This window comes from Rhodopseudomonas palustris (assembly GCF_003226555.1).
GTDB classification, from domain to species: domain Bacteria; phylum Pseudomonadota; class Alphaproteobacteria; order Rhizobiales; family Xanthobacteraceae; genus Rhodopseudomonas; species Rhodopseudomonas palustris_I.
In genome coordinates this window covers 49,432-63,094 of sequence record NZ_QKQS01000010.1, presented here as the reverse complement: position 1 = coordinate 63,094, position 13,663 = coordinate 49,432, and the positions used below count along the sequence as shown (strand labels likewise).

Below are 13,663 nucleotides of genomic sequence, written 5' to 3'. Positions count from 1 at the left end.
TCCGATCTCTACGCGGCCTGCGCCGCCGGCGTCGCCTCCGGTCACGCACGGTGTCGCCAGCGAGTGGCTCGGTGCCGCGCAAAAAAGCCGCGCACTGAGGAGCACGACGCCCAAGTCGCTTTATTCCGCGGCCACATCGTGCCGCGGCTCCACGCCGACGCCGTGGCCTTCGCGATTCCTAATGGTGGCAAACGCCACGCGAAGGTCGCTGCAGATATCAAGGCCGAGGGCGCCGTCGCTGGCGTGCCGGACATCTTCGTGATGAGGCGCCGGCAGGCCTATTTTCTCGAGATGAAGAAGGCCAAAGGCGGCCTCGTGTCGACTGAGCAGAAAGTGATGATGGCACGCCTGGTTGGCGCCGGGGCGATCTGCGAGGTCGCCAACGGTCTCGAGCAAGCAATCTCGCAGCTGGAAAAATGGGGCCTGCTGAGGCCTGCAGGAGAGTGCCTTGGAGCACAGGAGATCGCCGCATGACCGAAGTCAATCAAATAGAGCTCTTCGACCCCCGCCTGGCGCCGACGGCGACCGCGGAGATGCTCGGAGACGCCGGTCTCCGCCGCGCGATCGCCTGGCTTCGGTCGACGGCGGCCGGCCGGTACCGGTCGCGCGGGCAGGGGTGGCCGTATGTCGAGCATATCGCAGAATGCGACGGTCGGCCGGCCTGGCTGGTCGACGACGCCCGCGTGCGCATCGTCGTCGTCGGAGGGCTGGTCTGGAGGCCAGAAGACCTCGTTTTCGCGGCTCCACACCTGCGTAGCGCGGCCGCGGTGGCGGGTGCCCGGCTCGACATGCCGACCGCCCGCGCGTCGTAATAGGAAACTATCGAAATTTGGTGTTTTCCTATTACGGCGCCTTCCATCCCTTCCGCTCGAGCTCGTCGACCACGGCCCGCATCTCGGCGATCTGCGATCGGTCCATCTTTGTGCGGAAGAATTTGTCGGACCAGTCTGCCTGTGTATCCATGAACGCAAGTCTGAGCCTGTAGTCGGCGATGGATCTCTCCTCGAGCCGGATGTGCGACCCAGCATGGACAAGGACCTTGGCGAGCTCGTAGAGCACGGGACCGAGCATCGGTTCACTGAAGAAGGGGCCGACTGTGACCAAATTTCCAGGTCGAGAGATCATCATCTGGAAGCCGCGGTAGGACGGGTGGGACCCGAGCTCGCAAAGCAGCTTGTAATGCTGCTCCCGGCCGCGCTCCGTAAACCCGTCCCGGTCGTCGAGCGCGATCCGGATCTTCGCGGCTGGAAATTCGGAGATACGCTGCTTCTCGTCGCACCCACGCCACCGCGCCACCATCTCCGGCCACGTCCAGAAATAGTCCATGAGAAACGTGGTCTCGAGGATGTCGCGCATCAGCGCAACGGCGCCCTGGTAGTAGCCTCTGAGGGTCAGCCCGAGTGCGGCCGCGGACGAGTTGAATAGGCGCGACGCCAACATCTGCATGACGAGCTCGTCCTCTTCAGCGTGCGGGTGATGCTGCGCGAAGTCGGTGAGCACGGTCATCGATATCTCGATCATCCGCGCGTGCATGGACAGGTCCTCGGATGCATCGATTGCGGCCAGGCTGCGTCTGCGGATGTCGGCCTCGCCGGTATGTAGGAGATCGAAATTTTCAGGTACTGACATGCCGATTGTCCCGCGAATCTGACCGCAGGATAGCACATGGCGCACCAAGATCAGGACGAGGTGTCGGTGTCCTCAGCGGTTCGGAATTCCCTTCGCCGACGCCACGTACCAGGACCACTTCGCCTTAGTCGTCAGATCCGGAACGGTCCCAGCGAAGTGGAAGCGCTTCTCGCTGTGAGGATCGATCCGCATTTCCAGCGTCGGATCAGGCGGTAGACCTGCGAACATCACCCTAGGTGGCGCATAAATGAAGGTGTCGACCGTGAAGAACTGGCTTGCCCTAGTCTCGATAGCGACGGCGAATGTGATCTCGGTGACGATGAAGTTCGCGTCGTTTCTGACTTCAGCCAGAAAACCCGGACGTGGATTTGTTCCGAACGTCACATAGGATACCGTCCCAGTAATCGCCTTGAGGTCTCCTTCTGGGATCTGGACGGATGACTTCCTAAGGCATGCCGTCTTGATCGATTTCGCCGCCAGGTCGGACGTCGTACCAGGCATCTTCTCGAGAACGCAGTCGTCGAACGCGTTCCCCAACGCCCCCGTCGACCAGGCGGAGATCGCAGCCGCCAAGAACACGTACCTCATTTCAGCCCCTCCAGGACACCTGGTCTATACGGATGATCGGCTGGCGCAAGTCCCTCAAAATCTGACTACTTCCCCTCAGACTTCCACTCATCGTTTGAGGGGAAGTCTGAGGGAATATTGATACTGCTCGCATTTTTGACGCGCAGATCTCCAGATCGTCGGTTTCGGCGTCGCCAATTCCCTCAACTCTTTCAGCCAGACTCGCATCTAAGGGAAGCTAACTGCAGTTAACTTCCCGACGCATCACGAAAGTGTGTACTATAAAACATAGTACGTCAGTTGACGTGCCGTTAAACACGTACTATGTGTTTCAGTACAGACAGAGGCAATGACGCCGATGTCGATAACCGAAACAAAGAGGGCTCCAATATGACCGACATCAACAACACCGACGAGGCCGAGCGGATCGCGGACGGATATCTCGATGAGTGCGACAGCGAGCACGAGCGACCGACGATCGAAGGCTTGCGTCTCTACGCCGACGCATGCGTCGGAAACGACGAAGATAGCTCGTACGGGCTCGACGCCGCGCTAATGGTCACACTCGGCTGGCCGCGCTGCGAAGAGTGGATCGAGAGCCGCGACGAGCACAACCGCAACATGGCTCTGTTACCTCGCGTCTACATCATCTTCACTCCGACAGACGGCGCGATCCATGGGTTCGGAGGCACTCCAAAGTCCGCGATCGCCGACGCCAAGGCTGGACTGGCAAAGGCAGGGATTGTCGTCACGGAGGGCGATATCATCAGCGGCTACAAGATGACCGGCGCCACGCGAGGCATGATGTCCACGATCGAAGACCGCGGCGGCTGCGTCGGATGGAGCATAATCGACGGCGTCGCATGCACACCGGAAGAATACGCCAAGTATTCTGCCTGACCGACCACACATTGACCCACGCCGGGCGGCCGCGAGGCATACCCGGCTCGGGGCCGTAGGAGGGACCAGTCATGATCATCTTCAACCTGACAGCCGAAGCCAAGACCCGCATCGTCGCGGCGATAAGAACTATCGACGGCGACGAGCCGCGTCTCTCCGGAGCGATCGGACGGCGCGCGAAGACAGACGCCCCGGTCATCCTCGCCGGCGTCATCGACGTCTGGCCGGCCGACCCAGACGGCATCCACCGCGTCGCGCTGTCCGACGCCGCCGGGGCGGTCGTTTGGCGGGCCTTCGCAGTCACCGAGATCGCCGCCGGACGCGGACGCCTGAAGGCGGTCGACGAGTACGCGTCGCTCTTCGGGATCCGGCATCCGGAGCCGGCCTACGAATACGTCTGCGCCCAGATGAAGGGTCGCGGGATCCGGCCGTGCGCCGACGTCGACCACGACAGTTGGGCGGAGGCCACCAGGTGGGTCGTCGCCGACGGAGGCACTCGCGATCCGCGGAATGCCTGGGCGAGGTCGGCGTGGCGCGGACGCGCGGTGGCTCACGAAGCGTATTCTGCGGCTGGACTTGCGCTGCCGATGCTCGGCACCTGGGATCCGCGGCCGACGATCCTCTTCGTCACTCCGTCGCCGGAGCCGATCCGGCCGTCGATCTCACTTGAAGACGATGCGGCCCTGGCCGAGCTTGCGTGAGGTGGTCATGACGAAATCGACAAGGCACTCTCGTATCGAAGCCGCCGGCCGCTTGCTCTACGGAGACCGGTGGCAGCTTCCGTTATCGCGCCTAGTAGGCGTATCGCAAAGCCTGATCACGAAGATCTTCGCGCGCGATGACAGCGACCAGCGCGCGGTCACCGACGACGTATACGGACGCGTCGCCGACGCGCTGATCACGGAGGCCGGCCGGATGCGCAAGGTCGCAGATCGAGTCGAAGAGGCCGGCCGGAAGATGCGGTCGGAGCTCAGCGAGTGATCGCGTAAGAGATCTGCAGAAAATCTCTTACGCCGCCTCGTCCTCGGCGGAGCCGCGCCGGTACCGCGCCCGCCGGATCTCAGCCTGCATTAGATCGCGATCGCGCAGCGCGGTGTCCTCGCGAACCGCGCGGTCGCACCAGTCGTCGCACCAGTCCGTCCACGCCCGCATGAGCTCGCGCTTGCGGCCGATCTTAGGGTCGCTCGAGTAGAAAAGCCCGGTGACGTCTGTCGGCTCGACTCCTTCCATGTGGTCCAGGATCAACCGAGCCTCGCTGGGCGCGAATCCGAGGTCGCGCTCGCCGTAGCTCGCAAAGGCGTACCTGACGCCGTGCGGTGACCAGCCGACGCCCGGCATCGCGCCGAGATAGTCGTTCAGTAACCCGGCCTCGGCGTGGGGGCGCGACGACTTGTTGGTTGCGCCGGCGGGGAAGAGCCATCCCTGCGACCCCTCGAAATCAGCCAGGCGATCGAGGCGCTCGACGACGTCGGAGACCCAGCCGACGCACGGCACGAGGTGAGACCGAGATCCGCGCTTCGTGCCGCTCTTGCGGAAATACGGCGGGACGTACCAGGCGCTCTCGGAATTCACCTCCGCGTATGTCCGGAAGCGCCATCGGTTCGCGCCAGTCACGGCCCGCCGGCGCTGCACAGTGCCAATCAGCAGCTGGATCCCGAGCCCGATCCGCTCCGGCAGGCATCCCAGCCTGGCCAGCGCCAGGGCCCGCCCGATCTCGATCTCCGGCGGCGCGTCGCCCGCTTCCGCGTCGGGGTCGAAGGCTTCCTCGCCGATTTCCGATCTGGTGCGGGCAGGGGCCGCCAGCTTGAGCATCACGCCGTCGGCCACAGACGTCTCGTCCTGCCGCACCGCCTCGGCGAGCCAGCTCCAGAGCCGCTTGATGACCCGGACCATGCCCTCGGACATCACCTCGGCGCCTCTCCCGTGGACCGCGGCGATCGCGGAGGCCATCTCATTGCGGGTGATGGCGGCGACCGGCCGGCCGGCGAAGCGGCCGAGCTCGGGGACCCGTAGCTTGCCGCGGTAGTCACGATGCGTGTCCGGTCGATTGGTGCGCAGGACGTCGGCGAGGAAGGATTCGACAGCCGCTTCCCATGTCCATGACGGCTTCGGCCGCTCGGCGTCGACCTTGCGCTGGGTCTCTATCGACACGCCGGCGGAGGCGGCGGCGAGGTATGTCGCCGGGTTGTGGCCGGCACGGACTATTTCGGAGATCCGCGCTGCGCGCGCCCGGGCGCCGTCGATCGACAGGCCGCCGATGTCCTGGTCGCCGGCGACGGCCGGCCCGAGGTCGTAGCGCTTCCGCTCACCATGGAGCCGGCACCGCATCGACCACCTGACGCCGCGCGGCTTGACACGGAGCTCGAGCCCGGGAACCCGGCTATCGATGACGTCGTAGCGCTGACCGTCGCGCTGGTCGCGCAGCGCCTTGGCGAGCGTCTTGGCGGTGATGAGGTCGGGCACGGCAGCGTCTCCAGAAAAGCTGGTCCCAGGCCTATCTGGGTCCCAACTGGGGCACGCTCGCGCGCAGATGTGCCTTGGTCAATATCCTGCTGACCGCTCTCCGCTATTCCCCGCTTCCGTGGTAAATGCTTGAAATCTCATGGGAAGCTAACTGGACTTAGCTTCCCATAGGAGGGGAACCTGGAGCCTGAGAAATGGGACCTGGACTGACTGTAAATCAGCCGCCTCATGGCTTCGCAGGTTCGAGTCCTGCCTCCCCCACCATCCAACCGATCGGTCTGTGAACCGTCGGTATTGTTTGCGCGGATCTTGAGGCTGCGCGGCAACTTTCAAAGACGATGAGTTTGCATCCCACAGCCTAATGAACGCTAGCGGGCATTCGCTCTGTCAGCCTTGATGTCCTCGATGCGCCGCGCGGGCCGATGGATCGGGCGAATCGCTGCCGGCGGCGACAAAGGCTAGCCACCTCTCAGGCTGCGAGAGGGGCGCGGCACTGCCAATCGCAGCCGCCGAGGTCGTCATCGGAAACGGAGCGAATGGAGCAGAGCTCGGTTCGCATCTGTGCGGGCTGGTAGATCCTGAGTAACGGCTTGTACTCCGAGATCTCCAGCGTTACCCGCCGACGGCTGCTTCGGCGTTCGCAGTCAATTTGAGCGGCGGCGCCCTGGTTTGCCGATTTGTAACCCCTTCATTGTTGGTTACTCTTGAACGTCTTGGTCTGGGAGGATCTCATGAAGGCTCTGATCTTGGTGGTGCCTGCCATCCTGTTCATGGCGGGGAGTGCGTTTGCGCAGACGGTGGCGCCACAGCGGGATATGTACGGAAATCTGGTCCGCGACCGCGGAGCGAATAACGCTGGTGCAGCGGATCGGTCTCAAGCGGGTCGAGGAAATGCCAACGATTTCTCTAGTCGGCAGGGAACGCAGAACAATTCCGGAATTCGGTCGGACAGGTAGGCGCTGATTCCAAACCGACGTTTCATTCCTGCCAAGTTTTTCCAACGGAGAGGCGGGTCACCACCAAACCATCGGACGTGCGGGGCTACCGCAAACAATGACAAATTCACGCCCGTAGCGGCGACCTCTGTTGACCGTCTTGATACAAGCTGGATGGATGGCCAGATTGTAGTGGAATGGCGCGCCGTCGAACGAGCCATGTAGCTTGCAGAGGTAGGCCTGATCCGGGCCGCATGTCGTGACAGGATAGAGCCGATTTCGAGCAGCCGCTGGCTCAGAAGCCACGGTGGCCAAGCTGCTCAAAATCAGCGAAATGATCGCAACCTTACTGAAGTTCATATCAGTCTCCGAAACAAAATCCGAATATCTCACCAAGTATCGACCCGGCAAAGAGGGTTACGCTAGAGTACTGTTGTAGCACAAGGATTGGCATCCAAGGTGCGAATTGTCTCAGAGAGGTTCAGTGACGGCCTCGCTGTTCGGATTGGTGCGAGGCCACTTCAGAAGGCATAGGCAGTATTCCCGACCGGATCGACGCCCGCTCATCCCAGCTTTGGCAGGAACCGAGACGCGCATTCAGAGAATCATGCGCGTGCGGCGAGACTGATACAGAGTCTGTGCGAGTAGGCCGAAGAAATACCCCGCCTGGATGGCTGCCTGAGCGGCTATCACAACCACGATCGTCTTTGTGAAGCCGTATCCGAAGCCGATGCAGATGCCGATCGTCAGGAGCAGAACCAAAGCGAGGGCTTGAAGCAGTCCCACGAGCCGAAATTTCAGTCCAATCAAGAAGCCCGCCAGAGCTAAGGCAATAGCCAGATATGCCATTATGGCCTCCTGCGGCTTCCTCCCTCGGCGTGACTCAAGCTCAGTCGAAGCGATTGATCGATCATTTGCAGTCCCCCACAAGCGCCTTTTCGGGGGCGCCCCCGTTTCAGGTCAGCTACCTGAGAACCGATCACTCCTGATTACATGAACAGATGACTGCCAAGCGATACTGAGTGGAACTTTGTTCAATTTGAGGAGGGGCGATCAATCAGTGCGCGGTGCGATGATCTGCCGGCAGCGAATTTGTAAAAACATCAATTGTTTAGTTGTCTTCGCCGCTGCAGAACTAGGACGGAATTCCAGGGGGGCGACGTCGGTGGAGGGGCTTGGCAGGAATATCGTACAGACCTTTGATCGGAGGCGGCCCTGTGCCGGAGCTTCGGCCGGCCCTATCAGGTAGCAAGGGACGGGAATGACTCGACCGCCGAAGGGCGGTAATGGGACATTCTGGTCACAGAGCTACTGAATAGCATTGGTTGGTGTGGCGCAACTGCAACGTGTCTCCGGAGAATGAGGAACCGCAGGGGCTGGCATCTTCAAAAGCCTGTGCGCTGTCAGTAGGGTCCTGGGAGATATTCGAGGCTCGAATCGGAGGGACCTGTTGTCAATCCGACTAGGCCGCAGATTTATGTTCGTCCCCTGGACGCGCCTACCGAAGTTGGTTGACCGCGGGCCCTGTGGCGCGATGCAATGAGGTTGGGCGTGATCCGCAAGGCTTTTCAGGTGCTTGCTGGCCTGCTGTTGCTGGTTTTGATGTCAGCGTGCGCGGTTCTGCCTGGTACGGGGCCGTCAAGCGAATCTGTCGAAAACTATGCGACCGCGGGGGTTCGGTCGACGGCCGCGTTGCCCTATGCGCTGGTAGACGTCTCGGCTGATACCATTGGCTTCCTGTCCCAGCCGAACGTCGTGTCGTTCAAGGGCTCGTTCAAAGACAGGCGTCCGAAGCCTCAGCAAGTGGTCGGCGTCGGGGACGTTCTGAACATCTCGATCTTTGAAGCCGCGCCAGGGGGACTGTTCACCCCTGGTCAGTCTGCCGGCGCTCGCCCCGGTAACTTCGTCGACCTGCCGCCACAGGCCGTTGACCAGCGCGGCAATATCTCCGTTCCTTATGCTGGCGAAGTGGCTGCGGCGGGACGAACGCTTCCCGAAGTGCAGCAAGCGGTGGTCGCAAGGCTCCGGAATAGGGCGATCGAGCCGCAGGTGGTCGTCAGTCTGAATCAGCAGCATTCGAGCGTCGTAAGTGTTTTGGGTGACGTCAATGCTCCGGGAGTTTTTGCGCTCAACAGCGTCGGCGAGCGGCTTCTCGCCCTAATCGCCCGCGCAGGGGGGCCGAAGTACGAGGCGATCGAGAGTTACGTGACGCTTCAGCGCGACGGCCGGAAGGTCAAGGTGCTCCTGAGCCGCATCGTCCATGATCCGTCCGAGAACATCTTTGTCCGTCCCAACGACGTTATCTTCCTCACGAGAGAAGCGCCGACCTTCACGGCTCTCGGGGCTCTCAATCAGAATGTGTTTGGTTACAACTCCGAACTGACGTTCGACGTCGAGACCCTGACCCTGGCCCAGGCGATAGGCAAGGCCGGCGGCCTCAACGATCAGCAGTCGGACCCAGCCGAGGTCTTCGTCTTCCGCTACGAGGATCGGCCATTACTCGACAAGCTTGGCGTCGACACTCACCGCTTCGTTTACGATCGCATTCCGACCATCTATCACGTCAACCTGCGTGATCCGTCCGGTATGCTGCTGGCCTCGGGCTTCCAGATCCGAAGCAAGGACGTCATGTATGTGGCGAATGCGCGGGTGGTCGATTACTATAAGTTGCTGACTCTGATCAACAACACGGCGAATACCACGTCGAACGTGTCCAACGCTGCAATCAATGTGAACGCTGCGACGAAGACTCGGTGGTGACCGATAGGATCTCTCCGATTGCTTCGGTGGTGGATGTGGATACAAAGCCACCGCACGCCGAAGTTCTCGGGAAGATCTCACTGGGTTTCTCTCTTGCAACGTTTGCACTGGCGCCGCTGCCATTCGGGTCCGTCGACAACGTCTGGGTACTGACCTGGCTGGTTGTGCTGTCGCTCAGCCTTCTTGGTCGTCCGCTACGTCCCGTTACCCGTGCTCAATTTCACATCCTGCTCTCATTCTTGGCGGTCTGCGGTGCCTATGGCGTGGTCGCGGCCACACAGATCATCCCTGGGCTGTCGGTCGGAGCCAACTCGATCTCTTGGGAGAGGGCCGGCGCGCTCGTTCATCTCCCTATCTCTCCGAGAATATCCGCTCGCGCGGAGATTCCTGTCACATCCGTTGGGCACTACCTTCTTCTGATCACATCGGTACTGGCGGGCTTCTGGATCGGAACCTCGCGTGGCAACTCTGAGACACTGTTCAAGGTCGCTCGCTACTCGATCTTGCTCTACGCGTTGTACGGTTTGCTTGCCCGGGCCTTCACGCCCGGGTTCATTCTTTGGCAGCAGAAGACCGCATACCAGGCGGATCTGACGGCCACTTTCATCAATCACAATACTGCCGCCGCGTTGTTTGGCGCCGGTGTGATCTTGTGGATATGTTCGGTCCAGCACGAACTGAAGTCCCTTGGACCACTTTCGCTGCGGCTGTTGATGCTCAGCCCGTCCAATGAAGCGGTAGGAATCCAGATTGCCACTCGCGCCGCGGCAGGCCTGCTCTGCTTCTTCGCGCTACTCGCCACCGGCTCTCGCGCGGGTCTTGCTTGTGCCGTTCTGGGGCTCTTTGCCGCGATCGTCCAACTGGTGGCCGGACAATATCGGCTTCGCCTAGCCCATGGTCTGTTGCTCGCGGCCGTTGGCCTGATCGTGATCGCGCTATGGCTGGCGCAAAGCCAAAGTGTCATGACGCGCGGCATGTTCGACGAAGGCCGCTGGACAGCATACAAGTATGCTTTGCGTGCTATCGTCGAAAGCCCGATGCTCGGCATTGGGGCCGGAGCGTTTGCAGATGTTTTTCCAGCTCTTCGAGGAAGCGATATGTCGATGTGGGGCGTTTGGGACTACGCCCATTCGACGCTCGTCGAAATCGCAGTCGAAATGGGGCTCCCGATCGCATTGCTCGTTTGGGTGTCGGCCGTTTGCTCGTTGGCGATCGTGGCGCTAGCGGGTAAGCGTTCGACCGGACAAAGCCGGACCTTTCTGTGCGCCATCAGCGGCATCATGGTCATGACCTATCTGCATTCGCTGATCGACTTTCCGCTGCAGGTTCCCGGCTACTCGATCCCCTTTGATATTTTGGTCGGCTGCGGTCTGGCTCTGGCCACGCGGGAGCGGAGAGAGGTGAGGTCGCCGGATCTCGCCGACGCGGGTCATCGCACTCTGTAAGGGGGGCTCAGCTGGCCTTCGCAGCCGGCGACCCCGTTCTCGAGAGTGTGCGCCTCGTACCTGGTAGGCCGAAAGGTGCCAGGGGAGGGCTTGGCTCCCTGCTCGGAAGCAGCGAAACAGGCCTCTCGGGTCCCGCGCGGCTCCTCGCAAGACCTCGTCCGGCAACCACTGCAGTTCGGCTATTTGGCGGTCTTCTGTGCAGCGAGTTGAGCCAGCGCCCGGGAATTGAGGTTGGCCGGCTCCGCGACCTTCCTGCCGACGTCGAACCAAAGACGAGCGTCAGTGCTCGATTGGACTTTGATCCATTCATAGTCGGAGTTTTGCCAGGTTCGAATGGTCGGCGTTAGATTGTCGAGCACGAGGTCGCCGTCCGTCGTCGATACCAGGAGCACGAGGTGCCCGATCCGATCGGGGGTCCGCACCACCGATAGGCGCAGTGCCCGTGCAGGTAGCCCGCTCTCAATCAGCCGGTGCCTCTTGGTGACTGCGTAATCGTTGCAGTCCCCCGCCTTCGGCCCAATCGTCCAGCCGACCTTCAAATCCGCGCCGTAGGTCTTTTGGATCGGGGCGATCTGGGCATTCACGTTACGATTGGTGGCTTCCAGCAGTTTGACCGTCGATGGGGAGAGTTCGACACGGTCGGCCTGCTCGAGATCCGAGGAGCAATCGTGAGGATAACGCATGCAGAACCGAACATGCTGAAACGGCGCCAATGCCGGAGCGGCCTCCGAAAGCGTCTGGATAGCGCCGCTCGCGGTCGTAGCAGGCCGTGCAGCCGATGGGCTGACGAAAGCCACGGTAGCCACCAGCGAAAGGGTTGAATGGAGCAGCTTACCCAGCATCGAATGCAACTGATCGTGGACCGTCTGTGCAAATAGCCAGCCCGGACGATGCATCGACGAAGTAAACGAACGGCTATCGATCGAGGTTAACGATCAGTGTGGGAGGAGGACTTGTGCTCCGAGTCGGGTTGGTCGGGCGCGAGGAGAGGCAACCTGCCTGGAGATCACAGAGGTGCGGCGATCGAGGTCGCGCCTATGACGCAGCAGCAGCCAGATTCAGCAAGTTCAGCTGAAGCACTGCTCTGCCGAGTTGCAGCAAACGCAATTCTGGGGGCCTCGCGACCATCACACGAGCGCAGTGGCGAGGGCGATCTGTCTGAGGTGTCGCGACCGTCTCAGTTGACCCGATCGGCTTCTGCGGGCACCGATCGCCTGCCGCGGGATAAGAAGCGTCGCTCTAGGCCTGATGCACCGCCGGCGCCTTAAGACAAGCGGGGCGGAGCAAATCGACGGTCTCTCAACAATTGAGCCGTCGCAGCATCTGCCTGATCCCGGTGACCGGTCGTCTGCCGACCCTCAGCGAAAATTGACAGCTGGCGCCCAGATGGCTCGGTTTACCCAAACAAGAACAGCCAAACGACGGTGACCACGTTTTGCAGCCAGGCGCCCAATCCAATGACGAGAAATCCAATCCATGCCAACAAGGTTGCCGCGTTGAGCGCAACCAGGATCCTGAATGCGCTCTTTCGTCGTGTGTCGGGGCTCAGATCGGTGCTCACGTCTTCGTTCTCGCCGAGTAGTTCGTTGCAGTGGTCTTTTGTCGTTTCACCTCGGCTTCGAGTTCACGCTGCAGTCCGCCTGATCGCGAACGACTCAGTATGCGCCATACGCGGTCAGAAGGGTCGGTATGGTGACCAGGATGATTCGTAGATCGAGCCGGTGTGACCAGTTGTTCGCGTAGTAAGAATCCAGCGCCACACGACGGTCATACGTCGTGGTGTTGCGACCGCTCACCTGCCAAAGACCTGTCAATCCAGGACGGCACGCCAGGTACTCTGCCGCGCAGTGTCCGTAGCGGCCGAGCTCGTCTTCAGTGACCGGGCGCGGTCCAACGATGCTCATTTCGCCCTTCAGGACGTTGAAGAGTTGCGGAAGCTCATCGAGGCTCGATTTTCGAAGCGCCGCTCCGACCAGAGTGATTCGTGGGTCGTGACGCAGCTTCTGAGTTCGTCGCCATTCCTCCGCGGCGTTCGCGTCGCTCTCCAGCAATCTCTGCAGCCTCTCGTTTGCGTCGATAGCCATGGTTCGAAACTTGAGGCAATCGAACGCTTGCCCGTTGAACCCGACACGGCGGTGGCGAAAGATCGCGGGTCCGGGAGACGAGATCATCGTCGCGAAGTAGCAAAGAAGTAATAGCGGCGCCAAAATCAGAAGGCCGGACGCCGCCAAGACGAAGTCGAGTGTCCTCTTGGAGGCGCAACCGATTGGAGACGGTCGGGCCTTGTCTGTGAGATCAAGCTCCGTGTCTGTTCTCAGCAATCCATCCATCGTCGCACTCTCAGGCTGCCCGTAGATGTCGAGATAAACTGTCGCTCAAAATCGTATTGAATTGAATGCTTATCAAATTGTGCTTGGTGAATAAACTGTTGATCGTGGTATTGCGGGAGCAAGTTCGTGTTAATGCAGGTCGTGCTGTTGACGTATAGAGCAACAATTCGAAATTCTTCGTCCATGGTCCGTCGGTGGACACATTCTCAGGCAATCTCAAGAGCGTGCATCGGTCGCAGAAGTAGCGATGCCCCAGCGATTATGGGGATGTCGGTCGCGCCTATATCGCGGCTCTATCGTCGCCAAAATCTGTGCAGTTACAATCTGTATTGTTGTTCGATTGGGTGCACGAACGTCGCTGTATCTGGAATCAAAATACAGTCTGAAAGAAATGCGTGCGAGATGTAGATGCGATCTAACTAACACGCCAATCCATTCATGAGGATTTGTGGCGTGGGCGTGCGTGCGGGTGTGGGTTGGTCTTCGACAAGGACGTGGTCGGTGGAGTAATGGTGTCGGGCAGATGGTTAGACGTCGTCTGACTGGAGCTAACGAGATCGAGCGCTATCGCGTGGTTGCGTTCTGCGCACCACTTATGGTGTTGGCCGCCGACTATATCCGGGTGCGTATGTCG

At 60.8% G+C, this 13,663-nt stretch carries 15 protein-coding genes; 7 read left to right on the top strand and 8 right to left on the bottom strand.

Annotated features, from left to right (window positions below):
- Positions 1–162: 162 nt before the first annotated feature.
- Both DNX69_RS26565 and DNX69_RS06500 read left to right on the top strand, forming a co-directional pair.
- Complete coding sequence (locus DNX69_RS26565; protein WP_234826883.1) at positions 163–474, top strand: VRR-NUC domain-containing protein; 312 nt, start codon at positions 163–165, stop codon at positions 472–474.
- Complete coding sequence (locus DNX69_RS06500; RefSeq protein WP_110785205.1) at positions 471–812, top strand: hypothetical protein; 342 nt, start codon at positions 471–473, stop codon at positions 810–812. Before DNX69_RS26565 ends, DNX69_RS06500 begins: the two co-directional genes overlap by 4 nt.
- A gap of 31 nt (positions 813–843) precedes the next feature.
- On the opposite strand, the gene DNX69_RS06495 is transcribed toward DNX69_RS06500, so the two are convergent.
- Together DNX69_RS06495 and DNX69_RS06490 are read right to left on the bottom strand one after the other, a co-directional pair.
- Positions 844–1,629: a hypothetical protein gene (locus DNX69_RS06495; protein WP_110785204.1), complete on the bottom strand. Its 786-nt coding sequence runs from the start codon at positions 1,627–1,629 to the stop codon at positions 844–846.
- A 72-nt stretch (positions 1,630–1,701) separates the two neighbouring features.
- Entirely contained in the window at positions 1,702–2,217 is a 516-nt protein-coding gene (locus DNX69_RS06490) for a hypothetical protein (protein WP_110785203.1), read from the bottom strand.
- Between the two features lie 369 nt (positions 2,218–2,586).
- Here DNX69_RS06490 and DNX69_RS06485 point away from each other — a divergent pair, with 369 nt between their 5' ends.
- From DNX69_RS06485 to DNX69_RS06475, 3 genes are all read left to right on the top strand, one after another.
- Complete coding sequence (locus DNX69_RS06485; RefSeq protein WP_234826882.1) at positions 2,587–3,096, top strand: hypothetical protein; 510 nt, start codon at positions 2,587–2,589, stop codon at positions 3,094–3,096.
- A gap of 71 nt (positions 3,097–3,167) precedes the next feature.
- On the top strand, positions 3,168–3,797 hold the full coding sequence (locus DNX69_RS06480) for a hypothetical protein (protein ID WP_110785202.1): 630 nt from the start codon (positions 3,168–3,170) through the stop codon (positions 3,795–3,797).
- Positions 3,798–3,804: 7 nt separating this feature from the next.
- On the top strand, positions 3,805–4,077 hold the full coding sequence (locus DNX69_RS06475; protein ID WP_110785231.1) for a hypothetical protein: 273 nt from the start codon (positions 3,805–3,807) through the stop codon (positions 4,075–4,077).
- A gap of 27 nt (positions 4,078–4,104) precedes the next feature.
- Here DNX69_RS06475 and DNX69_RS06470 read toward each other — a convergent pair whose 3' ends face one another.
- The 3 genes from DNX69_RS06470 to DNX69_RS06450 all read right to left on the bottom strand — a co-directional run bounded on the left by DNX69_RS06470 (position 4,105) and on the right by DNX69_RS06450 (position 7,343).
- Positions 4,105–5,559, bottom strand: a complete 1,455-nt coding sequence (locus tag DNX69_RS06470; protein WP_110785201.1) for an integrase family protein — start codon at positions 5,557–5,559, stop codon at positions 4,105–4,107.
- Between the two features lie 1,013 nt (positions 5,560–6,572).
- Positions 6,573–6,854, bottom strand: a complete 282-nt coding sequence (locus DNX69_RS06455; RefSeq protein WP_110785199.1) for a hypothetical protein — start codon at positions 6,852–6,854, stop codon at positions 6,573–6,575.
- Positions 6,855–7,091: 237 nt separating this feature from the next.
- Positions 7,092–7,343, bottom strand: coding sequence for a hypothetical protein (locus DNX69_RS06450; protein WP_110785198.1), 252 nt, complete (start codon positions 7,341–7,343; stop codon positions 7,092–7,094).
- Positions 7,344–8,045: 702 nt separating this feature from the next.
- On the opposite strand from DNX69_RS06450, the gene DNX69_RS06445 reads away from it, so the two are divergent.
- Both DNX69_RS06445 and DNX69_RS06440 read left to right on the top strand, forming a co-directional pair.
- Positions 8,046–9,254 carry a polysaccharide biosynthesis/export family protein gene (locus DNX69_RS06445; RefSeq protein ID WP_234826881.1) on the top strand — a complete coding sequence of 403 codons (1,209 nt, stop codon included), beginning with the start codon at positions 8,046–8,048 and terminating at the stop codon, positions 9,252–9,254.
- On the top strand, positions 9,251–10,699 hold the full coding sequence (locus DNX69_RS06440; RefSeq protein WP_110785230.1) for an O-antigen ligase family protein: 1,449 nt from the start codon (positions 9,251–9,253) through the stop codon (positions 10,697–10,699). The genes DNX69_RS06445 and DNX69_RS06440 overlap by 4 nt, the downstream gene beginning before the upstream one ends.
- 179 nt (positions 10,700–10,878) lie before the next feature.
- Here the strand turns inward: DNX69_RS06440 and DNX69_RS06435 are convergent, their stop codons facing one another.
- The 3 genes from DNX69_RS06435 to DNX69_RS06430 all read right to left on the bottom strand — a co-directional run bounded on the left by DNX69_RS06435 (position 10,879) and on the right by DNX69_RS06430 (position 13,029).
- A complete protein-coding gene (locus tag DNX69_RS06435) occupies positions 10,879–11,541 on the bottom strand; it encodes a transglutaminase-like cysteine peptidase (RefSeq protein WP_110785229.1) in 663 nt (220 codons plus the stop codon).
- 554 nt (positions 11,542–12,095) lie between these two features.
- A complete protein-coding gene (locus tag DNX69_RS26270; protein WP_165825198.1) occupies positions 12,096–12,260 on the bottom strand; it encodes a hypothetical protein in 165 nt (54 codons plus the stop codon).
- 94 nt (positions 12,261–12,354) lie between these two features.
- Entirely contained in the window at positions 12,355–13,029 is a 675-nt protein-coding gene (locus DNX69_RS06430; protein WP_110785196.1) for a sugar transferase, read from the bottom strand.
- Positions 13,030–13,663 lie beyond the last annotated feature (634 nt).

Excerpts from the sequence above, each read along its gene's own strand:
- DNX69_RS06500 (WP_110785205.1), top strand. The coding sequence starts at position 471 with ATGACCGAAGTCAATCAAATAGAGCTCTTCGACCCCCGCCTGGCGCCG.
- DNX69_RS06495 (WP_110785204.1), bottom strand. The coding sequence starts at position 1,629 with ATGTCAGTACCTGAAAATTTCGATCTCCTACATACCGGCGAGGCCGAC.
- DNX69_RS06490 (WP_110785203.1), bottom strand. The coding sequence starts at position 2,217 with ATGAGGTACGTGTTCTTGGCGGCTGCGATCTCCGCCTGGTCGACGGGG.
- DNX69_RS06485 (WP_234826882.1), top strand. The coding sequence starts at position 2,587 with ATGACCGACATCAACAACACCGACGAGGCCGAGCGGATCGCGGACGGA.
- DNX69_RS06480 (WP_110785202.1), top strand. The coding sequence starts at position 3,168 with ATGATCATCTTCAACCTGACAGCCGAAGCCAAGACCCGCATCGTCGCG.
- DNX69_RS06475 (WP_110785231.1), top strand. The coding sequence starts at position 3,805 with ATGACGAAATCGACAAGGCACTCTCGTATCGAAGCCGCCGGCCGCTTG.
- DNX69_RS06455 (WP_110785199.1), bottom strand. The coding sequence starts at position 6,854 with ATGAACTTCAGTAAGGTTGCGATCATTTCGCTGATTTTGAGCAGCTTG.
- DNX69_RS06450 (WP_110785198.1), bottom strand. The coding sequence starts at position 7,343 with ATGGCATATCTGGCTATTGCCTTAGCTCTGGCGGGCTTCTTGATTGGA.
- DNX69_RS06435 (WP_110785229.1), bottom strand. The coding sequence starts at position 11,541 with ATGCTGGGTAAGCTGCTCCATTCAACCCTTTCGCTGGTGGCTACCGTG.
- DNX69_RS06430 (WP_110785196.1), bottom strand. The coding sequence starts at position 13,029 with ATGGATGGATTGCTGAGAACAGACACGGAGCTTGATCTCACAGACAAG.